Annotated in this window: 19 protein-coding genes; 8 read left to right on the forward strand and 11 right to left on the reverse strand. The window is 64.7% G+C overall.

Annotated elements, in window-relative coordinates; all coding sequences use genetic code 11:
- The first annotated feature begins 28 nt into the window (after positions 1-28).
- Genes nikA through nikE form a run of 5 tightly spaced genes read left to right on the forward strand, consistent with a single transcriptional unit; the run spans position 29 to position 4,971 of the window.
- A complete protein-coding gene (gene nikA, locus AC1TXO_RS14900) occupies positions 29-1,597 on the forward strand; it encodes a nickel ABC transporter substrate-binding protein (protein ID WP_486402454.1) in 1,569 nt (522 codons plus the stop codon).
- A 1-nt stretch (position 1,598) separates the two neighbouring features.
- On the forward strand, positions 1,599-2,540 hold the full coding sequence (nikB, locus tag AC1TXO_RS14905; RefSeq protein WP_486402455.1) for a nickel ABC transporter permease subunit NikB: 942 nt from the start codon (positions 1,599-1,601) through the stop codon (positions 2,538-2,540).
- Complete coding sequence (gene nikC, locus AC1TXO_RS14910; RefSeq protein WP_486402456.1) at positions 2,537-3,382, forward strand: nickel ABC transporter permease subunit NikC; 846 nt, start codon at positions 2,537-2,539, stop codon at positions 3,380-3,382. The genes nikB and nikC overlap by 4 nt, the downstream gene beginning before the upstream one ends.
- Positions 3,383-4,153, forward strand: coding sequence for a nickel import ATP-binding protein NikD (nikD, locus tag AC1TXO_RS14915; RefSeq protein WP_486402457.1), 771 nt, complete (start codon positions 3,383-3,385; stop codon positions 4,151-4,153). It abuts the gene before it with no gap.
- On the forward strand, positions 4,150-4,971 hold the full coding sequence (gene nikE, locus AC1TXO_RS14920; RefSeq protein WP_486402458.1) for a nickel import ATP-binding protein NikE: 822 nt from the start codon (positions 4,150-4,152) through the stop codon (positions 4,969-4,971). Before nikD ends, nikE begins: the two co-directional genes overlap by 4 nt.
- Positions 4,972-4,981: 10 nt before the next feature.
- Here nikE and AC1TXO_RS14925 read toward each other — a convergent pair whose 3' ends face one another.
- On the reverse strand, positions 4,982-6,472 hold the full coding sequence (locus tag AC1TXO_RS14925) for an aldehyde dehydrogenase (RefSeq protein ID WP_486402459.1): 1,491 nt from the start codon (positions 6,470-6,472) through the stop codon (positions 4,982-4,984).
- A 58-nt stretch (positions 6,473-6,530) separates the two neighbouring features.
- Positions 6,531-7,913 carry an aspartate aminotransferase family protein gene (locus AC1TXO_RS14930; protein ID WP_486402460.1) on the reverse strand — a complete coding sequence of 461 codons (1,383 nt, stop codon included), beginning with the start codon at positions 7,911-7,913 and terminating at the stop codon, positions 6,531-6,533.
- Positions 7,914-8,295: 382 nt separating this feature from the next.
- Here AC1TXO_RS14930 and AC1TXO_RS14935 point away from each other — a divergent pair, with 382 nt between their 5' ends.
- The gene (locus tag AC1TXO_RS14935) at positions 8,296-9,663 is read left to right on the forward strand and encodes an APC family permease (RefSeq protein ID WP_486402461.1); all 1,368 of its coding nucleotides are present in this window, start codon (positions 8,296-8,298) and stop codon (positions 9,661-9,663) included.
- Between the two features lie 93 nt (positions 9,664-9,756).
- On the opposite strand, the gene AC1TXO_RS14940 is transcribed toward AC1TXO_RS14935, so the two are convergent.
- From AC1TXO_RS14940 to pstS, 7 genes are all read right to left on the reverse strand, one after another.
- Positions 9,757-10,608 carry a helix-turn-helix domain-containing protein gene (locus AC1TXO_RS14940; protein WP_486402462.1) on the reverse strand — a complete coding sequence of 284 codons (852 nt, stop codon included), beginning with the start codon at positions 10,606-10,608 and terminating at the stop codon, positions 9,757-9,759.
- A gap of 119 nt (positions 10,609-10,727) precedes the next feature.
- Positions 10,728-11,348, reverse strand: a complete 621-nt coding sequence (locus tag AC1TXO_RS14945) for a hypothetical protein (RefSeq protein WP_486402463.1) — start codon at positions 11,346-11,348, stop codon at positions 10,728-10,730.
- Positions 11,348-12,046 carry a hypothetical protein gene (locus tag AC1TXO_RS14950; protein WP_486402464.1) on the reverse strand — a complete coding sequence of 233 codons (699 nt, stop codon included), beginning with the start codon at positions 12,044-12,046 and terminating at the stop codon, positions 11,348-11,350. The genes AC1TXO_RS14945 and AC1TXO_RS14950 overlap by 1 nt, the downstream gene beginning before the upstream one ends.
- Before the next feature lie 91 nt (positions 12,047-12,137).
- Positions 12,138-12,899, reverse strand: a complete 762-nt coding sequence (gene pstB / locus AC1TXO_RS14955) for a phosphate ABC transporter ATP-binding protein PstB (RefSeq protein WP_054894178.1) — start codon at positions 12,897-12,899, stop codon at positions 12,138-12,140.
- A gap of 74 nt (positions 12,900-12,973) precedes the next feature.
- Complete coding sequence (pstA, locus tag AC1TXO_RS14960; protein ID WP_486402465.1) at positions 12,974-13,867, reverse strand: phosphate ABC transporter permease PstA; 894 nt, start codon at positions 13,865-13,867, stop codon at positions 12,974-12,976.
- Entirely contained in the window at positions 13,867-14,832 is a 966-nt protein-coding gene (pstC, locus tag AC1TXO_RS14965) for a phosphate ABC transporter permease subunit PstC (protein ID WP_486402466.1), read from the reverse strand. The genes pstA and pstC overlap by 1 nt, the downstream gene beginning before the upstream one ends.
- Positions 14,833-14,906: 74 nt before the next feature.
- A complete protein-coding gene (gene pstS / locus AC1TXO_RS14970) occupies positions 14,907-15,935 on the reverse strand; it encodes a phosphate ABC transporter substrate-binding protein PstS (protein ID WP_486402467.1) in 1,029 nt (342 codons plus the stop codon).
- A 236-nt stretch (positions 15,936-16,171) separates the two neighbouring features.
- Between pstS and treS the strand changes: the two genes are divergently transcribed.
- Complete coding sequence (gene treS / locus AC1TXO_RS14975; protein WP_486402468.1) at positions 16,172-18,238, forward strand: maltose alpha-D-glucosyltransferase; 2,067 nt, start codon at positions 16,172-16,174, stop codon at positions 18,236-18,238.
- Between the two features lie 91 nt (positions 18,239-18,329).
- On the opposite strand, the gene AC1TXO_RS14980 is transcribed toward treS, so the two are convergent.
- Positions 18,330-20,183 (reverse strand): ABC transporter ATP-binding protein, encoded by a 1,854-nt coding sequence (locus AC1TXO_RS14980; protein WP_486402469.1) that lies wholly within the window; start codon positions 20,181-20,183, stop codon positions 18,330-18,332.
- Positions 20,184-20,382: 199 nt separating this feature from the next.
- On the opposite strand from AC1TXO_RS14980, the gene AC1TXO_RS14985 reads away from it, so the two are divergent.
- Positions 20,383-21,009, forward strand: a complete 627-nt coding sequence (locus tag AC1TXO_RS14985) for a helix-turn-helix transcriptional regulator (RefSeq protein WP_486402470.1) — start codon at positions 20,383-20,385, stop codon at positions 21,007-21,009.
- Here the strand turns inward: AC1TXO_RS14985 and AC1TXO_RS14990 are convergent.
- Entirely contained in the window at positions 20,991-21,386 is a 396-nt protein-coding gene (locus AC1TXO_RS14990; RefSeq protein ID WP_486402471.1) for a RidA family protein, read from the reverse strand. The genes AC1TXO_RS14985 and AC1TXO_RS14990 overlap by 19 nt on opposite strands.

A 21,386-nucleotide genomic window follows, 5' to 3' on the forward strand; every position in this document is an offset into this window, starting at 1 on the left:
CGTCTTCCTTTGATGTGGGGGATGCAGTGTGAAGCAGCGATCGATCAAACGAAACCCCGCCTTGTGCGGCCTGCTGTTGCTTGCCACGAGCCTGTTCGTGCAGGCCGACAGCAACCCGGCGCCGAGGCTGGTCTACTCCTGGCCGGTCAATGCCGGGCCGCTCGATCCGCGCGGCTACTCCCCCAACCAGATGTACGCCCAGGCGATGGTCTACGAGCCACTGGTGCGCTACACCGCGCAAGGCACCGTCGAACCTTGGCTGGCCACGGCCTGGCAGGTCTCCGAGGACGGCAAGCGCTATACCTTCACCCTGCGTGACGGCGTGCGCTTCAGCGACGGCACGCCCTTCGATGCGGCGGCGGCCAAGGCGAACCTGGATGCAGTTCTGGCCAACAGCCAGCGTCATCGCTGGATGGAGCTGGTGTCCACCCTCGACCACGTCGAGGCGCCGGATCGCCTGACCCTTCGACTGGTTCTCAAGCACCCTTACTACCCCACGCTGATGGAGCTGGCCCAGGTCCGCCCGCTGCGCTTCGGTGCGCCACAGGCCAAGCCTGGCCAACCGCTCGGCACCGGCCCCTGGATGCGGGCGGAGTCGCGCATGGGGGAGTTCGACCGTTTCGTGCGCAACCCTTATTACTGGGGGCCGACCCCGGCCTACGGCGAGGTGCTGGTCAAGGTCATCCCCGACCCCAACAGCCGTGCCCTGGCACTGCAGGCCGGTGAAGTCGACCTGATCCAGGGGGCAGCAGGGGAAATCACCGCCGGCACATTCGTGCGCCTGCGTGACCAGGGGTTCGCCACCGCGCTGTCGGCGCCCCTGGCCACCCGGGCACTGGCACTCAACACCGGCCGTGGCGCCACCGCCGACCTGGCCGTGCGCCGCGCGATCAACGAGGCGGTGGACAAGCAGGCGATCATCGACAAGATCCTCTACGGCCTGGAGCCGCGCGCCGACAGTCTGTTCGCCAGTAACATGCCCTACGCCGATATCGGTCTGAAGCCCTACCCCTATGACCCCGCTCTCGCCGCCCAGGGCCTGGAGGCCGCAGGCTGGACCCTGGCGCCGGGTGCATCGGTGCGCAGCAAACAGGGCCAGGCGCTGTCGATCGAGCTGGTGTTCCTGGGCACCGACGCCATGCAGAAGAGCCTGGCCGAAGTGCTGCAGGGCGACCTGGCCAAGGTCGGCATCCAGATCGTCCTGCGTGCCGTCGAGGAGGGTGCGCTGGTGCAGCGCCAGCGCGAGGGTGATTTCGGCATGATCTTCGCCGACACCTGGGGCGCTCCCTACGACCCGCACTCCTTCGTCAGCTCCATGCGCTACGCCGGCCACGCCGACTACATGGCCCAGCGCGGGCTGGCAATCAAGGACGAGCTGGACACGCGCATCGGCCAGGTGCTGGCCAGCACCGATGAACAACAGCGTGCCGAGCAGTACCGTTTCATCCTCTCGACGCTGCACGAGCAGGCCGTCTACCTGCCGATCTCGCATTTGACCTCGATCAGCGTGCGCCGTGACTCGGTGGCCAAGGTGCAGTTCGGCAGCACACTGTTCGACGTGCCATTCGAAGCGATGACGCCACGGCAGGATCATTGACATGCTGCGCTACATTCTCCTGCGCATCGCCCTGCTGGTACCGGCGATGCTCGGCGTGTCCGTCCTGGTGTTCGTGCTGCTGCACCTGGGCAGCAGCGACCCGGCGCTGGATTACCTGCGCCTGTCGCACATCCCGCCCACCGACGCAGCCATCGCCGAGGTCCGCCACACCCTCGGCCTGGACCGTCCGCTGTACGTGCAGTACGTCACCTGGTTATGGAAGGCCCTGCACCTGGACTTCGGCACCTCCTACATCAGCGGCCGCCCGGTGCTCGACGACCTGCTGTATTACCTGCCCGCCACCCTGCAACTGGGTGGCCTGGCACTGGCCTGCACGCTGCTGCTGTCCATCCCCCTCGGGCTGGTTGCCGCACGCTGGCACGGGCGCTGGCCGGATCATGTGGTGCGCGCGGTGAGCTTTCTCGGCGTGTCGATGCCCAATTTCTGGCTGGCATTCCTGATGATCGCGCTGTTCTCGCTGTCGCTGGGCTGGCTGCCCCCGCTGGGTCGCGGTACGGCCGCGCACCTGGTCATGCCGGTGCTGGCTATCGCGCTGATGTCGCTGTCGATCAACGCCCGGCTGCTGCGCGCCAGCCTGCTCGAAGCCGGCAACCAGCGGCACGTCACCTACGCCCGTGCCCGTGGCCTGCCCGAGCGCAGCGTGTGGCGCGACCATATCCTGCGCAACGCCTGGCTACCGCTGGTGACGGCCACTGGCATGCATATCGGCGAGCTGATCGGTGGCGCCCTGGTGATCGAGACGATCTTCGCCTGGCCCGGCGTCGGCCGATTTGCCGTCGCGGCCGTGCTCAACCGTGATTTCCCGGTCATGCAGTGCTTCACCTTGCTGCTGACCGGCCTGTTGATGGTCTGCAACCTGGTGGTGGACGTGTGCTACGCCTGGCTCGATCCACGCAGCCGGCTGGAGGGCGTCAGCGCATGAAAGCCTCATCCTTCCTGCCGCGCCTGGCCATACGCCGCCAGCACAGCCTTGTCCTGGGCCTGGTGCTGGTCGGCCTGCTGGCGCTGCTGGCCCTGTTCGGCCCGTGGATCGCCCCGCACAACCCCGACCTGATCGACCTAGGCCAGCGCCTGCAGCCCGCCGACGCCAGCCACTGGCTAGGCACCGACCACCTGGGCCGCGACCTGCTGTCACGCCTGATCGTCGCCACCCGCCTGTCGCTGGGCAGCGTGATGCTGACCCTGGCACTGGTATTGGCCCTGGGATTGCTGGTGGGCGGTGTTGCCGGCTTCGTCGGCGGCCGCACCGACCTGCTGCTGATGCGCCTGTGCGACATGTTCATGACCTTCCCCACTCTGGTGCTGGCGTTCTTCTTCGTCACCCTGCTGGGTACCGGGCTGACCAACGTGATCATCGCCATCGCCCTCTCCCACTGGGCCTGGTACGCGCGGATGGTGCGGGGCCTGGTGATTGCGCAGCGTGGCCGTGAATACGTGCTGGCCTCGCGCCTGGCGGGGGCGTCGCGCTGGTCGCGGCTGCGCGAACACGTGCTGCCGAACATCGCCGGGCCCTTGCTGGTTCTGGCCACCATGGACATAGGCCACATGATGCTGCACGTCTCGGGCCTGTCGTTCCTGGGGTTGGGCGTTACCCCGCCCACGGCCGAATGGGGGGTGATGATCAACGATGCCAAGGAGTTCCTCTGGACCCGGCCGCAGTTGCTGCTGTTGCCCGGGCTGATGATCTTCTTCTCGGTGATGGCTTTCAATTTGCTGGGCGACGCGTTGCGCGACCGTCTGGACCCGACCCAGGAGCACCATTGAATGCCCCCGTCGACCCTGCAGGTGCGCGACCTGCGCATCGAAGCCCCTGGCGCCGTGCTGGTGCATGGCGTGAGCCTGCAACTGCAACGCGGCGAAGTCTGCGCCCTGGTCGGGGCCAGCGGTTCGGGCAAGTCGCTCAGCTGCCTGGGCCTGCTCGACCTGTTGCCACCCGGGCTGAGCCGCACCCGCGGGCAATTGCTGCTGGACGGCACACCACTGGACGCTACTCAGGTTCGCGGACGCCTGGCCGGGCTGGTGCTGCAGAACCCGCGCAGCGCCTTCAACCCGGTGCGCAACATGGCCAGCCACGGCCTGGAAACCCTCAGGCAGCGAGGCATCACCGGCGCCGAAGCGCGTGAGCGCATGGCGCATTGCCTGGCCGCTGTTGGCCTGGGCGACCCTCAGCGGGTACTGCAATCGTTCGCCTTCCAGCTCAGCGGCGGAATGCTGCAGCGCATGATGATCGCCCTGGCGCTGATGGCTGAAACTCCGTTCCTGCTGGCCGACGAGCCGACCAGCGACCTCGACGCGCTGAGCCAGGCTCGTTTTCTCGACCTGCTGATGGCGCTTGTCGAGGATCACGGGCTGGGCGTGTTGCTGGTCACCCACGACATGGGCGTGGTTGCGCGCTGTGCCGATCAGGTGGCCGTGATGGAAGCCGGCCGCATCGTCGAACGCCAGCCAGTCCACGACCTGTTCGAACAGCCCGGGAGCAGCACGGCACGTACCCTGCTCCAGGCCCACCAGACCCTTTGCGGGAGCGACTCATGAACCTGTTGCAGGTGCACCGACTCGGCCACGGTTATCGTACCGGCGGCCTGCTGCGCAAGCGCGGCTGGCTGCAGGTGCTCGAGGGCATCGACCTGCAGCTGCGGGCGGGTGAATCCGTGGGCTTGCTGGGCAGCAGCGGCAGCGGCAAGAGCACCTTTGCCCGCCTGCTTTTGGGGCTCGAGACGCCCACCCAGGGGCAGGTGAGCTTCGCCGGACAGCCGGTGGATCAACTGCGCGGCGCCGCAGCGCGGGACTTCCAGCGTACCGTGCAGATGGTGTTCCAGGATGCACCCGGCGCCTTCAACCCCCGGCGCAGTATCGGCTGGAGCATTGCCGAGCCCTTGCGTCACCTGAGCGGTCTGGACGAGGCGGCGCGCCGCACGCGGGTGGTCGAGCTGCTGGTACAGATGGGCCTGGGCGCCGAGCATGCCGAGCGCCTGCCGCACCAACTGAGCGGTGGCCAGTTGCAACGCGCCAACATCGCCCGGGCGCTGGCGGTTTCGCCCAGGCTGGTTGTGCTAGACGAGGCCCTGTCGAACCTGGACCGCGTGCTGCAGTTGCAACTGCTGCAACGCCTGGACGCGCTGCGCCGGGAAAGCGCAACGGCCTTCGTGCTGATCAGCCATGACCTGAGCCTGGTCCGCAGCTTCTGCCAGCGAGTGGTGCTGCTGGAGGGCGGAAGCATCGTCGAGGATCGCGCCGTGACGCAGGACCTGCAGTTCGAGCATCCCGTGGGCAGGCAATTGCAGGCCGCCATATTACCTGTACACCCGCCCAAGGGGCGCGCGCGGCAGGCACAGCCCCTGGACATGGCTTGACACCCAAGGCTCAGCGCAGCTGGATCCAGGTAGTCTTGAGCTGGGTGTACTTGTCGAACGCATGCAGCGACAGGTCACGGCCAAAGCCCGACTGCTTGAAGCCGCCAAACGGCGCGGCCACATCCAGCGCATCGACGGTATTGACCGACACGCTGCCCACCCTGAGCCGCCGGGCAACCCGATGCACGCGGTTCAGGTCGTCGCTCCAGACCGAGGCCGCGAGGCCGTAGATACTGTCGTTCGCCAGCCTGATCGCCTCCTCCTCGGTGTCAAAAGCAATGATTGCCAGCACCGGACCGAACACTTCGTCACGCGACAGCGACGACTGCGGATCGACCCCGGTGAAGATCGTCGGCTCGATGAAGTTGCTCGAGCCGTTGAATGTCAGCTGGCGTCCACCGGCGACCAGGCGCGCGCCCTCCCCGCGGGCGCGATCGATGGCCGCCATGATCCGCGAAGTCTGCTGCGCATCGACGATGGCGCCGGCGCGGCTTGCCGGGTCCAGCGGATCGCCCGGCTGCCAGTCGCGAGCCTTGGCGATCAGGCGTTCGACGAAACGGTCATGGATCGAGCGCTGCACGTAGAGCCGCGAAGTGGCCGAGCAGACTTCTCCCTGATTGAAGAAAATGCCGAACGCCGCCTTCTGCGCCGCCAGGTCCAGGTCCTGGCAATCGTCGAACACCAGGTTCGGGCTTTTGCCACCACATTCCAGCCATACCTGCTTGAGGTTCGACTGTGCCGAATACTGCATGAAGTACTTGCCGACCTGGGTCGAGCCGGTGAACACCAGGCAGTCGACATCCGGGTGCAGCCCCAGGGCCCTGCCTGCAGTCTCACCCAGGCCGGGCACGACATTGAACACCCCTTCGGGCATCCCGGCTTCCAGGGCCAGCTCGGCCAGGCGCAGGGCCGACAGCGGCGACTGTTCGGCCGGCTTGAGCACCACGCTGTTACCGGCGGCCAGCGCCGGCGCCAGCTTCCAGGCGGCCATGTCGAGCGGGAAGTTCCACGGCACCACGGCCGCCACCACGCCCACAGGCTCGCGGGTGATGGTCACCACGGCATCCGCCGCACTCGGTGCGACCTGGTCGTAGAGCTTGTCGAGCGCCTCGCCGTACCAGGCGAACACCTGGGCCGCTCCCGGTACATCGATGTTGTAGGCATCGAGCACTGGCTTGCCCATGTTCAGCGATTCGAGCAACGCCAGTTCCTCGCGGTGTTCCAGCATCAGCTCGGCCAGGCGCAGCATCACGCGCTTGCGCTGGGTTGGTGCCATCTGCGCCCAGGGCCCTTGTTCGAAAGCCTGCCGGGCACTGGCCACGGCGCGGTCGACGTCCACCTCGGCGCAGGCGGCAACCCGTGCCAGCAATTGGTTGTTGGCCGGATTTACCGCATCGAACGTTGCGCCATCAGCGGCGCCGACGAAGCGGCCATTGATCAGGGCCTTGTCAGGAAAGGTCAGTGTGGCGGCTTTTTTCCGCCAGTCGAGTGTGTCGTGCACGTTCTGCTCCAGGGTGCCAGTGAACGGTAGTGATCGGGAAAGGACGGGGCGATGGGCCTTACAGCCTGCCCAGCGCCTGAGCGGTACGATCGACCGCCCTGCGGGTCTTCTCCACCAGTTCGTCCAGCTCGCTGTGGTTGGCTACCAGTGCCGGCGCCATGATCATCCGGCCCAGGGTCGAGCGGATGATCACACCTTCCTCGAAGCCGAAAGTGCGGCATTGCCAGGCCAGGTCGTTCTCGTTGGCGTAGCGCTTGCGGCTGGGCTTGTCCTCGGCGAACTGCAACGCCGCTACCAGGCCTGCACCCTGAATCTGACCGATCAGCGGATGGTTGGCGAAGACTTCGCGCAGGATGCGTTGCAGGTACGGGCCGGTATCGTCCTTGACCTGGCGCACGATGCCTTCGTCACGCAGGGCCTTGAGATTGGTGATCGCCACCGCCGCCGCCACCGGGTGTCCGGAATAGGTCAGGCCGTGGGCGAACACCCCGCCGCGCTCGACCAGGGCCTCGGCGATGCGCCGGTTCAGCACCAGGCCACCCATGGGCACGTAGCCCGAGGTCAGGCCCTTGGCGATGGACAGGGTGTCCGGCTCGAAGTCGAAGTACTCGTGGGCGAACCATTCGCCGGTGCGACCAAAGCCACCGATCACCTCGTCGGCGCACAGCAGCACGTCATACTGGCGGCAGATGCGCTGGATTTCCGGCCAGTAGCTCTCCGGCGGGAAGATCATGCCGCCGGCCCCCTGGAACGGCTCGGCGATGAACCCGGCGACGTTCTCGGCGCCCAGCTCGAGGATCTTCTCTTCGAGCTGCAGCGCACAGCGACGACCGAACTCGGCAGGGGTCAGGTCACCCCCGGCGGCGTACCAGTAGGGCTCGTCGATGTGCGCCACATCCGGGATCAACCCGCCCATCTCGTGCATGAACTTCATCCCGCCCAGCGCCGTGGCTGCCAGGGTCGAGCCGTGGTAGCCGTTCCAGCGGCCGATCATGATCTTCTTCGCCGGCTGGCCGACCACCTGCCAGTAGCGGCGCACCGTGCGGATCAGTACCTCGTTGGCCTCGGAGCCCGAGTTGGTGTAGATCGCGTGGCTGTAGTGCCCGGGCAGCAGGCTGAACAGCAGTTCGGACAGCTCGATCACTGCCGGGTGGGTGGTGTGGAAGAACATGTTGTAGTAGGCCAGCTGGTCCATCTGTGCCGCGGCGGCGGCGGTGAGGTCCTTGCGCCCGTAACCGAGCTGGGTACACCACAGGCCCGACATGCCGTCCAGGTAGCGCTTGCCCTCGCTGTCCCACAGGTGCAGGCGCTCACCGCCGACCATCACCCGCGGGCCTTCGGCGTTCAGCGCCTTCTGGTCGAGAAAGGCGTGGATGTGGTGCGCGGCATCGGCGGCCTGGTAATCACGGGTCTGGCGTTGAGGTACGAAAGGCGCGTTCATGGACGGTTTTCCTTGTGCTGTCTTGTGGGTATGGCGACGCCAGGAAAGCCTGCAGCAGCCGCAAGCACAGGGAAATCACCCGTTGGGGTGATGCGTGCGATGGCCGCGTCGCGTCACCCCAAGGGGTGATTTCGAAGGCACAGGGGCTGTGGGAGCATCCACCACGGCCGCCGAAACGCGGCCCTACCTTCCGTGCCCCGTCAATAAAGAGAACAACGTCATGAACGCACGCTCGAGCCCGCTGTACCGCGCCGCGCCTGGCGACACCTGCAGCGCCTGAAGCCGGGGCCAGGCCCCGCATCAGCCCTACCCGCCCTGTCCTTGCCGGTATCGAGCTCGCTCGCATGCCGCGGCGTCCTGCATCCCACACCAGGAGTCAGCAATGCATACAACAACTACTACCGCAGCGCATTCCACGCCCCATCAACCTTCAAGCACCCGCTTTCGCAAATCCATGGGCATGACTGCCCTGATCCTCTTCGGCCTGGCCTACATGGTGCCGTTGGCGGTGTTTTCCGCCTACGGGCTGGTGGCCCAGACCACCAAGGGCCATCTTCCGACCGCCTACCTGCTGACCCTGGGGGCCATGCTGTTCACCGCCTACAGCTATGGCCGGATGGTGCAGGCGCACCCCTATTCGGGGTCCGTCTACACCTACACGTGCAAGGCGTTCGGTGCCCACGCCGGGTTCATGGCCGGCTGGACGCTGCTGCTCGACTACATCTTCCTGCCGCTGCTCAGCTACCTGCTGATCGGCATCTACATGTCGGAATACTTCCCGAACGTCCACGCCTGGGTCTGGGTGCTGGGTGCAATCGGTGCGGTGACCTTCCTCAACCTGATCGGCATCGAGTCGGTAACCCGGGTCAACGGCCTGCTGGTGGTCGCCCAACTGGTGTTCATCGTGGTGTTCGTGACCCTTTGCATCAGTACACTGGGCGGCCAGTCGCAGCCGATTTCGCTGACAGCGCCCTTCTACCATGACGGTTTCAGTACCTCGGCGATCATGGCTGGCGCAGCCGTTCTGTGCCTGTCGTTCGTCGGCTTCGACGCCGTATCGACCATGGCCGAGGAAACCAGCGACCCCACCCGGAGAATCCCACGGGCGATCATGGCGGTGTCGCTGATCGGTGGCCTGCTGTTCCTGGTGGTTTCCTACTTCGCGCAACTGGTGCATCCGGACTGGAGCAGCTTCGCCAACCCCGACTCGGCGCCGGTGGAGGTGATGAACAGCGCTGGCGGCCATCTGCTGGCCAGCGCGTTCACTGCCACCTACGTGGCGGGCTGCTTCGCCTCGGCCATGGCCTCCCAGGCCAGCGTGTCACGCGTGCTGTTCGCCATGGGACGCGACGGCGCCCTGCCCCGTGCCTTCGGCCAGCTGGTCACGAAAAAACGCGTGCCGGCGTTCGCGATCCTGGTGGTCGGGCTGGTGTCGCTGAGTGCGCTGTTCATCAGCCTGGACACCGTCGCCAACATGATCAGCTTCGGTGCGCTGTTTGCGTTTTCCGCCGTGAACCTGGCAGTGGTCAAGCACTACCTGGCCGACCAGAAATTGCGCGGCACGGCCAACTGCCTGCGCTATGGACTGATTCCGGGGTTGGGGTTCCTCAGCACGCTGTGGCTGTGGACCAGCCTGTCGAGCCTGTCGTTCAGCATCGGCCTGTGCTGGATGGGGTTGGGCATCGCGCTGCTGATCGGACTGACCCGTGCCTTCCGGGTGAAACTGCCTGAATTGCAGATGGCCGATTGATCAGCGCCGGGGGTCGCTTTGCGACCCTTTGGCGACCCAAGGCCGGTACTGCCTGGTCGCTTGCAGGAGCGATCTCTTGATCATGTGCCCGCCTCAGCGCGGCTTGCTCATGTAGCTTTCCAGCGGATCGCGCTCCAACACCCCATGAGCATTGGCCAGGGCATCGATGAACAGGGAAAACAATTCGGACTGGGTGCCGATATCGAGCTTGGCATAGACATGCTTGCGGTGAGACTTGATGGTGTCTTCGGAAACCTTCAGCCGTTCGGCCAGGGATCGAGTCGAATGCCCCCGCAGGATCAGCTGGGCGATCCGGCACTCACGCTCGGTCAGCAAGGACGAGCCGAAATTGCTCAAGGCAGCGTGTACACGCTGTTCCCAGACCTTCTCCTCGCGCCCGCCGCGCCCCTGATATCCCTCGAAGTGCTTGGCCAGTACCGCCAGCACCCACGGGCTGATGCACTTGAAGCGCAACTTGGTGGCTTCGTCGAGCTCATCGGTGAAAGCCAGCGACACCGCCAGGCTGAGGCTTTCGTCCAGATGCAGCAGGTAGTTGATTTCGTCTTCGAGGTGCGAGTGCCGATAGAACGCCAGGTAATATTCGCTGAGCTTGAAATGATCGGGCGCCACGTCGGCCAGCGCGTAGCAGCCTGAGTGAACCCTCTCGATGCACACCTCGTAGAACGGATCGAGCAGATAGAAGCCTGACAGATAACGCCGGACGTTACCTTCAGGTCGCCAGGGCCCTGGGCCGTCACACTCCGACCAGGCCGACGGCAGGCCCTCGCGCGGGTACAGGTACACCGTGCTGGCCTTGACTGGCCCGACCAGGGCCAAGGCGTCGAACAACGCCGTGGCGAAGCCCGGTGCGCCAAGGGCGGCGGTGGCTTTCGCCATCGCCTCGAACCATCGGGTTGAGGAGAGTTGATCGGTGTGCACGCGCATGACCCCTGGAATTCCGCTGATCGGATGGTGCCATGGGGTGGCGCGTCGGGGGAATCACCCGTTGGGGTGAGATGCTCGGGGCCGCTTCGCGCACCATTGCGTAGCGAGGCGTGCCGTACTCAGGACACCAGCGCCTCGGAGGATGGCTGCACCGGCATCGAGTGCCTGAGCGGCTGTTGCCAGGCCAGTTTGGCCTGGACCTCGACGGCAGCATCCATGACCTTCTGCGTCCAGTGCCGGTCCTTGGGGCAGACAACCACCACGCGGAAGCCGTGATCGTCACCCTCGAGCCGCACGCCGTCGGAATCGTCGACATGCAGGTCGATGTCGAACGCGGGTGGGAATTTCGAAGGGGCATTCTCCAGGCCGTTGAGGGTCAGGACATGCTGGTGCCGGTCGCTGTTGACCACTCCGTCGACCCGGATGCCGTAGAGCAGCAGCCAGCGGCGGATATAGGACGGTGAACGACCGGACGAGGTGTAGATCCAGACGCTGTAACCCTGGCGACGCAGATCGCGCATCAGCGAGCGGGTGCCGATGCGCAGGGGCTCGCCCAGCCAGCGGTGCACGAAACCGGGCAGCTTGCTGTGCTCTTCAGGGCTGTGGTCCGGCAGGCAGGCGAGCGTGTCGTCGATGTCGAACGAAATGCGCACGCGCGGGCGCTGGAATGCCCGGGTGACGCCCTGCCAGGCCTGGCGGCTGCCGGCGCGCCAGTGCTTGAGCATCGGATAACGGCCCATCAGCGTACCTCCTGGCGGACGGGTGCAGACGCACCGCCGAGGAAGAATTTATCGGGATCCGGCGCCTGCGCTTCCAGGAACGCCGCATACTTTTTCTTGATCTTGGGCAATTCGTACAAGGCCTTTACACCATGCTTGGCGGAGTTGCGTATGACCGAGGACGGGTTGAAATAGCCCTTGGCGTTGTCCAGCGTCAGCACGAACGGCGGCAGCCCTGCGCGCATCAGCAGATAACTGACGATGAGCGACCCCGTGCGGTTGTTGCCTTCGATGAACAGCTGCGGCTTGCTCAGAATCCGAACATACACGCCAGCCGCGCGTTTCCAGACCGAATCACTGCCATACGAGCAATACCAATTGTACAGATCCTTGATGCCGCCTTCGACGTTGTTGAAGAAGTGTTCTTCGGTGGCGATCAGGTGCTGGGCGAACTCCACTCGACGTTCAGGATCGCTGCCGCACAGCACCGTGGCGTTGATCTCCAGCATCAGGTTCACCTGCTGCAGGTCGAAAAGGTCGATTCCCCGCGCGACATAGTCGTCAATCAGGGCATAGCCTTCAAGCACATTTTGCAGCACCTCGTCGGTGAACGGATCGCGCGGTTCGGTAAAATGCTTGCTGAGCTCGGTGAAACGACGCTGCACATCCCGCAGTGCGCGTTCTACCGCTGACAGGTCAAGACGACGCGTGGCACGCATAGGCAATCTCTGGAAACATAAAAAGTGAAACGGCCGCAACGTCGCCTGGCCATCCTGGCCTGCGACGTCCGACCGCCTGCGGTGTGATCGATCAGCTGAACTTGCCGCTGATGTAGTCACTGGTCAGTTGTTCACGCGGGTTCTGGAAGATCTGGGTGGTTGGCCCCATTTCCACCAGGTAGCCGGTGCGCGAACCCTGGGAAATGTCCACCGAGAAGAACGCCGTGGTGTCGGCCACCCGGATCGCCTGCTGCATGTTGTGGGTCACCAGGGCGATGGTGTAGTCCTTCTTCAGCTCGACCATCAGTTCCTCGACCCGGCGGGTGGCGATCGGGTCCAGTGCCGAGCATGGTTCGTCGAGCAACAGCACTTCCGGCTCGGTGGCAATGGCCCGGGCGATGCACAGGCGCTGTTGCTGGCCGCCGGACAGCGACAGGCCGCTGACCTTGAGCTTGTCCTTCACTTCGTCCCACAGGGCGGCACCTTGCAGGGCGTGCTTGACGCGGTCGCCCAGGTCGCCCTTGTAGCGGTTCAGGCGCAGGCCGAAGGCGACGTTGTCGAAGATGCTCATCGAGAACGGGTTCGGTTGCTGGAACACCATGCCGATGTAGCGGCGCACCACTACCGGGTCGACGCCCTTGCCGTAGACATCCTGGCCGAGGAAGTGCACGTGGCCTTCGAAGCGGAAGCCCTTCACCAGGTCGTTCATGCGGTTCAGGCTGCGCAGCACGGTGCTCTTGCCGCAGCCGGACGGGCCGATGAAGCCGGTGATCTTGTTCTTCTCGATCGGCACGTGGCTGTCGCGCACGGCCATGAAGTTGCCGTAGAAAATCTTGTCCAGCTTGCAGTCCATGACCACTGGTGCCTGGTTGACCAACGGAGCGGCTCGTTGCGCAGTCGATACGTTCAAGTTAGATGCTCCCGTTCTCAATACTTAGGCTTGCCGAAAATCCGGCTGAGAATATTCACTACCAGCACGATCATGACCAGGACCAGCGAGGCCGCCCAGGCGAGCTCCAGCTGGTTGTCGAAAGGCATGCCGGAGAAGTTGTAGATCAGTACCGCCAGCGAGGCCGTGGGGTTCATCACCGCCAGGCTGCCGTCGTGGTAGATCCAGTAGTTGCTGAACAGTGCGGTGAACAGCAGCGGCGCGGTTTCGCCTGCGGCGCGGGCCACGGCCAGCATGACGCCGGTAAGGATGGCCGGCATGCCGGTCGGCAGGATGATCTTCCAGATCACCTGGGCGCGGGTGCAACCCATGCCATAGGCGGCATCCTTCATGATCTTGGGCACCATCTTCATCGCCTCTTCGGCGGTCAGCACCACGATCGGCAGCATCAGCACCGCCAGCGCAACGCCACCGGCCGGGGCCGAGTAGGTGCCGGTGGTCATCACCACCAGGGCGTAGGCGAACACACCGGCGAGGATCGAAGGCAGGCCGGTGAGCATCTTCGCGGCGAAGCGCGAAGCGTTGGCCAGCTTGCTGTCCGGACCCAGTTCGGCGAGGAAGATCGCGGCCAGGATGCCGACCGGTACGGCGATGGCGGCGGCGATGCCGACCATGACGAAGGTACCGGCCATCGCGTTGCCGAAGCCGCCGCCCATCTCGAAGCCGGTCGGTGGCAGCTCGGTGAACACCTCCAGGCTCAAGCGTGCGCCGCCACGGGTGATCAGCATGTACAGCACCGAGATCAGCGGTACGCTGGCCAGCAAGGCAACGGCCCAGACCATGGTGGTCAGGGTGAGGCTGCGCAGGGCGCGGCCTTCGAAGCGGCGCTGCAGGCTTGGCAATGCCGTAGTCGGGGTGGTGAGGTCGGTCATTATTTGTTACCCCGCTGGGCGTAGAGCATGATCAGCGATCCGATGACGTTCACCAGCAAGGTGATGAACATCAGTACCAGGGCCGCGTACATCAGTACCTCGACCTCGTTCGGTCCGGCCTCGGGGAAGTTCAGGGCCAACAGGGCCGCCAGCGTGTTGGCCGGGGCGAACAGCGACAGCGTGATGGTGTTGGCATTGCCCACCAGCATGGCCAGGGCCATGGTCTCGCCCAGCGCGCGGCCCAGGCCGAGCACCAGCGAGCCGAAGATGCCGGTCGCTGCCGATGGCACCATCACCTTGAGGATGGCTTCCCAGTGGGTGGTGCCCATGCCGTAGGCCGCCTGCTTGGTCTTCATCGGCACGCTGGTCAGCGCGTCCTGAGAAACGGCGGCAACGGTCGGCAGAATCATGATGGCCAGTACCAGCGCGGCGGGCAGCAGCCCGGGCCCGCTCAGGGAAGAGCCGAAGAAAGGAATCCAGCCCAGTTCACTGTTCAACCAGGCCGCCAGTGGGCGGATCGCCGGGATCACCACGTAGATGCCCCACAGACCGTAGACCACGCTGGGGATGGCGGCGAGCAACTCGACGATGGTGCGGAACACGGCCGCAAGTTTTGCGGGCAGGAAGTCCTGGGTGAGGAAAATGGCCATGCTGACGCCGAAGAAACCTGCGATCAGCAATGCAATCAGGGCGCTGTAGAGCGTGCCCCAGATCGCTGGCAGAATGCCGTATTTGCCTTGGTTAACGTCCCACACGCTGCCGAAGAGCACGTCGAAACCGTGCTTTTCCATGCCAGGCAGTGCCTTGCGTCCTACTTCGTAGACCAGCGCGAAGACCAGCGCCAGTACCAGTACCACACCGATGCGTGCGAGTGCACGGAAGGTACGGTCAACCAGGAAATCCTTGGCTGACGGTGGCTGACATGCAGAGTCGGGGTTATCCGGAATGGCAAAAGGTGTGTTCATTGGTTATTTCCGGGACAGGGGGCAAAGGCGCCCGGCGTGCCATACCGGCCAGGCCGAGCGCAACCTGGCAAGCCTTACTTGATGTTCTGGGCAGCCTTGCGTACCTGGTCTACAACCGACTGCGGCAGCGGGATGTAGCCCATCGAGTCGGCGATCTTCTGACCTTCGGTCAGGCTGTACTCGATCATGTCGCGCATGGCCTTGGCCTTGGCCGGGTTACCGTTATCCTTGCGGAAGATCATCCAGGTGTAGGAAGTGATCGGGTAGGACTTGGCGCCGTCCGGATCAGGCAGCCAGGCCACCAGGTTTTCCGGCATCTTCACCGCGGCCAGTGCCTCGGCACCGCTCTCGGCATTCGGTACGACATACTGGCCAGCCTTGTTCTGCAGGGCGGCGAAGTCGACCTTGGCCAGCTTGGCGAAGCCGTATTCGATGTAGCCGATGGCGCCCGGGGTCTGGCGAACGGTAGCGGTCACGCCGTCGTTCTTCGGCGACTTGATGAACTTGTCGGTCGCAGGCCAGTTGACGGTGTTGCCCTCGCCCAGTGCTTCCTTGAAGCCCGGGTTGATGGCCGACAGGTGCTTGGTGAAGACAGCGGTGGTACCGCTGGAGTCGGCACGCACGACCACGGTGATCGGGGTGGCTGGCAGCTTCAGCTCAGGGTTGGCGGCAACGATCTTCGGATCGTTCCACTGGGTGATCTTGCCCAGGAAGATGTCGGAATACACTTCGCGTGGCAGTTTCAGACCCTTCGGGTTGCCCGGCAGGTTGTAGGCCAGGACGATTTCACCGGCAGTCATCGGCAGCAGTTGCACACCCTCTGCAACCTTGGCGATTTCATCGTCTTTCATGGCCGAGTCGCTGGCGGCGAAATCGACGGTCTTGTTCAGGAAGTCCTGAACACCAGCGCCGCTCCCCTTGGACTGGTAGTCGACGGTGACGCCGTCGGTCTTCTTGCTGAAATCCTTGAACCAGGTCAGGTAGATCGGTGCCGGGAAGCTTGCGCCGGAACCGGTCAGGCGGACGTTCTCTGCGGCGAATGCCGAAGTGGCGCTGAGCGAAACGGCAACGGCGAGTGCAGCAGATTTCATCAGGCGTATCATGGAAAAGCGCTCCGTGTGATGGCCGGGACACTTTGCAGCAGCTGTATTACAACTTTGTGACTGTTGGGTGGCAATGTGGATGGCCAGGTGCCAGAACACTGCTGTTTCCTACAGTCAGTTGGTAAACGGATATGACAACTGCCCCCGGCATAGCGGCGCCAGAGCCAGCAAAAACGAACGTTCGCCTGCGCCAGCCGTCCTATGCAACGCCCATGGACGAAGCCGAGGTGCTGCACATGCCCCAACCCGACGAAGCCTACATTCAATGGCTGGAAGAGCGCTCGATGCTGCGTACCTCGCAAGCGCGTGCACGCCTCTACGCAGGCCAGCCAAGGCTGTGGCAAAACCCTTACGCCGAAGCGCAACCGCGCCGCGCCAGCGAAATCGCCTCGGTATGGCTCACCGTGTACCCCGATGCGATCATCGCTCCCGAAGGATGCAGCGTGCTCGGCGCCCTGGGCCACGAGGCATTGTGGCGCCAGCTCTCGCACATCGGCATCCAGGGCATTCACACCGGCCCGATCAAGCAGTCCGGCGGGATCACGGGTAGACAGACCACACCCAGCATAGACGGCAATTTCGATCGCATCAGCTTCGAGATCGATCCCCTCTACGGCAGCGAAGCCGAACTGGTGCAGATGAGCCGCCTGGCGGCCGCGCACAACGCCGTGACCATCGACGACCTGATCCCTTCGCACACCGGCAAGGGTGCCGACTTCCGCCTGGCGGAAATGGCCCACGACAGCTATCCGGGGCTGTACCACATGGTCGAGATCCGCGAAGAGGACTGGCCGCTGCTGCCGGATGTTCCTGCAGGGCGCGACGCGGTCAACCTGTCGCCAGCGACCTGTGACGAGCTCAAGCTGCGGCACTACATCGTCGGCCAGTTGCAACGGGTGATCTTCTTCGAGCCCGGCGTCAAGGAAACCGACTGGAGCGCCACGCCCCCCGTGGTGGGTGTCGATGGCAAGACCCGGCGCTGGGTGTACCTGCACTATTTCAAGGAGGGACAACCTTCGCTGAACTGGCTGGACCCGACTTTTGCCGCCCAGCAGATGATCATCGGCGACGCGCTGCACGCCCTGGACTGCCTCGGCGCACGGGGGCTGCGCCTGGATGCCAACGGTTTTCTCGGCGTCGAGACCCGCACCGGCGGACCCGCCTGGTCCGAGAGCCATCCGCTGTCGCTGACCGGCAACCAGCTGATCGGTGGCATGATCCGCAAGGCCGGCGGCTTCAGCTTCCAGGAACTGAACCTGACCCTGGACGACATCGCCCAGATGTCCAAAGGCGGCGCGGACCTCTCCTACGATTTCGTCACCCGCCCGGCCTATCAGCACGCGCTGCTCACCGGGGACACCGAGTTCCTGCGCCTGATGCTCAAGGAAATGCACGCCTTCGGCATCGACCCGGCCTCCTTGATCCATGCCTTGCAGAACCATGACGAACTGACCGCCGAACTCGTGCACTTCTGGACCCTGCATGCCCACGACATGTACCTCTACAAGGGCCAGACATTGCCCGGCAGCGTGCTGCGCGAGCATGTCCGTGAAGAGATCTACGAACGCGCCTCCGGGGAACATGCCCCCTATAACCTGCGCTTCGTGACCAATGGCATCTCCTGCACCACGGTCAGCCTGATCACGGCAGCGCTGGGGATCCGCGATCTTGACCAGATCGGCGCGCACGACATCGCGCAGATCCAGAAAGTGCACCTGCTGCTGGTGATGTACAACGCCATGCAGCCCGGGGTGGTGGCCCTGTCGGGATGGGACATGGTCGGCGCCCTGCCCTTGCCCGCCGAAGCCGTGGCCGAACGCATGCTCGATGGCGATACCCGCTGGATTCACCGGGGCGGCTACGACCTGTCGGGCCTCGATCCGCACGCCAGTGCGTCGGTACGGGGCATGCCACGGGCACGCAGCCTGTATGGCAGTCTCGGCGAGCAACTGGAGCAACCCGACTCGTTCGCCAGCCAGGTCAGGAAACTCCTGGCGGTGCGCCAGGCCTACGGCATCGCGGCCAGTCGCCAGGTGCTGGTGCCCGAGGTCAGCAGCCCGGGGCTGCTGGTGATGGTGCATGAACTGCCCGCCGGCCGGGGCACGCAGATCAGCGCGCTGAACTTCAGCGCCGAACTGATCGGCGAGACCCTGCAACTGAGTGGTTTCACACCCGGGCCGGTGGTGGACATGATCAACGAGACGGTCGAAGGCGACCTGGACCTGGACGGTCAGTTGCTGATCACCCTCGATCCGTATGAGGCGCTGTGCCTGCGGATCGTCAACAGCAGCGGCCACGCCTGACCAGCCTTCCCGGCAGGATGGCTGGCCCTGCGCGCCAGCCCATCCTGCCTGCCGACGTCAACGGTGCCCTGAGGCATCTGGCAGATTGCCGCTACTCCACCGCCTCGACCACACCCTGGTCTTCACCCAGGAAGCCGCCGCTCTGGTGCTGCCACAGCCGGGCGTAGGTGCCATTGCGTGCCAGCAGTTCGGCGTGGGTGCCCTGCTCGATGATGCGCCCTTCATCCATCACGATCAGCCGGTCCATGGCGGCGATGGTCGAGAGTCGGTGGGCGATGGCGATCACCGTCTTGCCCTGCATCATGTCATCGAGGCTTTCCTGGATGGCCACTTCGACCTCCGAGTCCAGCGCGCTGGTGGCCTCGTCGAGCAGCAGGATCGGTGCGTTCTTGAGCATCACCCGGGCAATGGCGATGCGCTGGCGCTGACCGCCGGAGAGCTTGATGCCGCGTTCGCCGACCAGGGTGTCATAGCCGGTATTGCCCTGGCGGTCGCTCAGTTGCGCGATGAAGCCATCGGCCTGGGCACTGGCTGCGGCGTGATGAATCTGCGCTTCGCTGGCCTCCGGGCGACCGTAGGCGATGTTGTCGCGGATCGACCGGTGCAGCAGCGAGGTGTCCTGGGTGACCATGCCGATCGCACTGCGCAGGCTATCCTGGGTCACCTTGGCGATATCCTGGCCATCGATGCGGATCTGCCCGCTGTCGACGTCGTAGAAACGCAACAGCAGGTTGATCAGCGTCGACTTGCCCGCACCCGAACGGCCCACCAGGCCGATCTTCTCGCCCGCGCGGATTTCCAGGCTGAGGCCATCGAGCACCTGGCGCTCGCCGTTGTAGTTGAAGCGCACGTCATCGAAGCTCACGGCGCCGCCGCGAGTCTGCAACTCACCGGCATCTGCAGCATCCTCGACCTTGGGCCCGGTGGTGAGGGTCACCATGCCATCCTGGACCGTGCCGATGTTCTCGAACAGCGCAGTCATCTGCCACATGATCCAGTGCGACATGCCATTGACCCGCAAGGCCATGGCGGTGATTGCCGCCACCGCGCCAGCACCGACCTGGCCCTGGTGCCAGAGCCACAGGGCATAGCCGCCCGCGCCCATGATCAAGCCGACCACCAGTGCCTGGTTGACGATCTCGAACTGGCTGACCAGGCGCATCTGGCGAAAGCCGGTCTGCTTGAAATCTTCCATGGCCGCGCGGGCGAAATGCGCCTCGCGCCGGGAATGCGAGAACAGCTTGACCGTGGTGATGTTGGTGTAGGCGTCGGAAACACGTCCGGTCATCGAGGAACGGGCGTTGGCCTGCTCCTGCCCGACCTGCCCCAGGCGCGGCACGAAGTACACCATGGCCAGGCCGAACAGCGCGATCCAGGCCATGAACGGCAGCATCAGCTTGAGCGCGAAGCCTCCGGCCAGGGCGATGATGGCGACGAAGTACACGCCGATGCCCGGGAGGATCTCGATCAGGGTGAACAACACCTCGCGAACCGCCAGGGCCGTCTGCATGACCTTGGTGGTCACTCGCCCGGAAAACTCGTCGGAGAAGAACGACAGGCTCTGGCGCAGCATCAGCCGGTGAAAATCCCAGCGCAGGCGCAGCGGCAGGTTGATCGCCAGTACCTGATGCTGAACCATCGTGCGCCCGGCGACCAGGAAGATGCTGGTGACCAGCACCACGCCCAGGCCCCAGAGCACCCGGCGCTCCTCGTCGGTCACACCGCTGCCGGCCTGCCAGGTCGACAGCATGTCCACCACCTGGCCAAGAAAGGCGAACAACCAGGCTTCATAGATCGACACCGCCGCACTGAGCAGCGCCAGGGCCAGGATGTAGCCGCGCGCACCTCGCGTGCAGGCCCACATGAACCGGGCCAGGCCCATCGGCGGCGGCGGCACTTCGTCAGGAGGAAAAGGGTCTAGCCAGCGCTCGAGTACACGCAGCATGAAAGGGCTCCGAACAGATGAAAACGCAATTGTGCCAGACAACCGTCGACAAGTTCGTCGCTGTTGTCTGCAGGCCGATGGCGTTGCAGGTGGTACTGTTCAGAGGAAACCATCGGCGTTTCGTTCAGCCCTTTCACGGCGCGGTGCGCTCACCAGGCCTCGATTGACACTGTTCCCACCGGCTGGATATCTTCCGGGCATGAAAAAGACCACCCCCGAACAACAGGCGCTGATCCAGCAGATGGCGCAGATCGCCGAAGGCCTGAGCCAGACCTTCAGCCCGTTTTGCGAGGTCGTGCTGCACGATCTGCGCGATCCCGAACACGCGATCCTCGCCATCCACAACAACCTCTCGGGACGCGAAGTCGGCGACCCGGCCACGGAGCTGGGCCTGGCGAGGATTGCCGACCCGGCCTATGCGCAGGTCATTGCCAACTACCCCAACCAGTTCAAGGACGGTCGCCAGGTCAAGAGCACCTCGATCGGTATCAAGGATTCCAGCGGCCACTACATCGCGGCGCTGTGCATGAACATCGACCTCACCCTGTTTCGCGGCCTGCAGGGCATGCTCGAACAGTTCGGTTCGTTCAGCGGCGAGCGCCCCCACGAGTCGCTCGAAAGCAGCGGCGCCGAAGCCATCAGGGCCAGGATCGACCAGTTCGCCGCGCGCCTGGCCACCACGCCGCGCGCACTCAAGGCCGCAGAGCGCAGGGCGCTGCTCCAGGAGCTCAAGGACGCCGGCCTGCTGGAGATCCGCAAGGCCATGGAAACCGTGGCCTCGCACCTGGGCGTATCCAGGGCCACGGTCTACAGCGACAGCCGCTGATCCCCCTGCCGCGCCAGCGCCTCGATCTCGACCAGGTAACCGTGGTGCAACTCAGGCACCGGTACCACCGCCCGTGCCGGGCGATGATCGCCCAGCGCCTGGGCGTAGATCTGGTCGAATGCCGGCCAGTGCTGCACGCCGGCCACGTAGACCGTGACCTTGAGCAGGTCGGCCAAGCTGCTGCCGGCGGCGTGCAGAATCGCCTCGAGGTTTTTCAGCACGATGTGCGCCTGCTCGGCGAACGACGCCTGGGTGTTGTGCGTTCCATCCGCGCTGACCGGCAATTGCCCGGAAACGTAGACCATCCCCTGATGCACGGTGGCCTGGGAGTAATGGCCCGCAGGCCTGGGTGCCGCGGGTGTGTCGATCAGCTTCAT

This window comes from Pseudomonas sp. FA117, from assembly GCF_057370475.1.

Coding starts and splice junctions, on each gene's coding strand:
- nikB (WP_486402455.1), top strand. CDS start 1,599: ATGCTGCGCTACATTCTCCTGCGCATCGCCCTGCTGGTACCGGCGATG.
- nikC (WP_486402456.1), top strand. CDS start 2,537: ATGAAAGCCTCATCCTTCCTGCCGCGCCTGGCCATACGCCGCCAGCAC.
- nikD (WP_486402457.1), top strand. CDS start 3,383: ATGCCCCCGTCGACCCTGCAGGTGCGCGACCTGCGCATCGAAGCCCCT.
- nikE (WP_486402458.1), top strand. CDS start 4,150: ATGAACCTGTTGCAGGTGCACCGACTCGGCCACGGTTATCGTACCGGC.
- AC1TXO_RS14930 (WP_486402460.1), bottom strand. CDS start 7,913: ATGAACGCGCCTTTCGTACCTCAACGCCAGACCCGTGATTACCAGGCC.
- AC1TXO_RS14935 (WP_486402461.1), top strand. CDS start 8,296: ATGCATACAACAACTACTACCGCAGCGCATTCCACGCCCCATCAACCT.
- AC1TXO_RS14940 (WP_486402462.1), bottom strand. CDS start 10,608: ATGCGCGTGCACACCGATCAACTCTCCTCAACCCGATGGTTCGAGGCG.
- AC1TXO_RS14945 (WP_486402463.1), bottom strand. CDS start 11,348: ATGGGCCGTTATCCGATGCTCAAGCACTGGCGCGCCGGCAGCCGCCAG.
- AC1TXO_RS14950 (WP_486402464.1), bottom strand. CDS start 12,046: ATGCGTGCCACGCGTCGTCTTGACCTGTCAGCGGTAGAACGCGCACTG.
- pstB (WP_054894178.1), bottom strand. CDS start 12,899: ATGGACTGCAAGCTGGACAAGATTTTCTACGGCAACTTCATGGCCGTG.
- pstA (WP_486402465.1), bottom strand. CDS start 13,867: ATGACCGACCTCACCACCCCGACTACGGCATTGCCAAGCCTGCAGCGC.
- pstC (WP_486402466.1), bottom strand. CDS start 14,832: ATGAACACACCTTTTGCCATTCCGGATAACCCCGACTCTGCATGTCAG.
- pstS (WP_486402467.1), bottom strand. CDS start 15,935: ATGATACGCCTGATGAAATCTGCTGCACTCGCCGTTGCCGTTTCGCTC.
- treS (WP_486402468.1), top strand. CDS start 16,172: ATGCCCCAACCCGACGAAGCCTACATTCAATGGCTGGAAGAGCGCTCG.
- AC1TXO_RS14980 (WP_486402469.1), bottom strand. CDS start 20,183: ATGCTGCGTGTACTCGAGCGCTGGCTAGACCCTTTTCCTCCTGACGAA.
- AC1TXO_RS14985 (WP_486402470.1), top strand. CDS start 20,383: ATGAAAAAGACCACCCCCGAACAACAGGCGCTGATCCAGCAGATGGCG.
- AC1TXO_RS14990 (WP_486402471.1), bottom strand. CDS start 21,386: ATGAAGCTGATCGACACACCCGCGGCACCCAGGCCTGCGGGCCATTAC.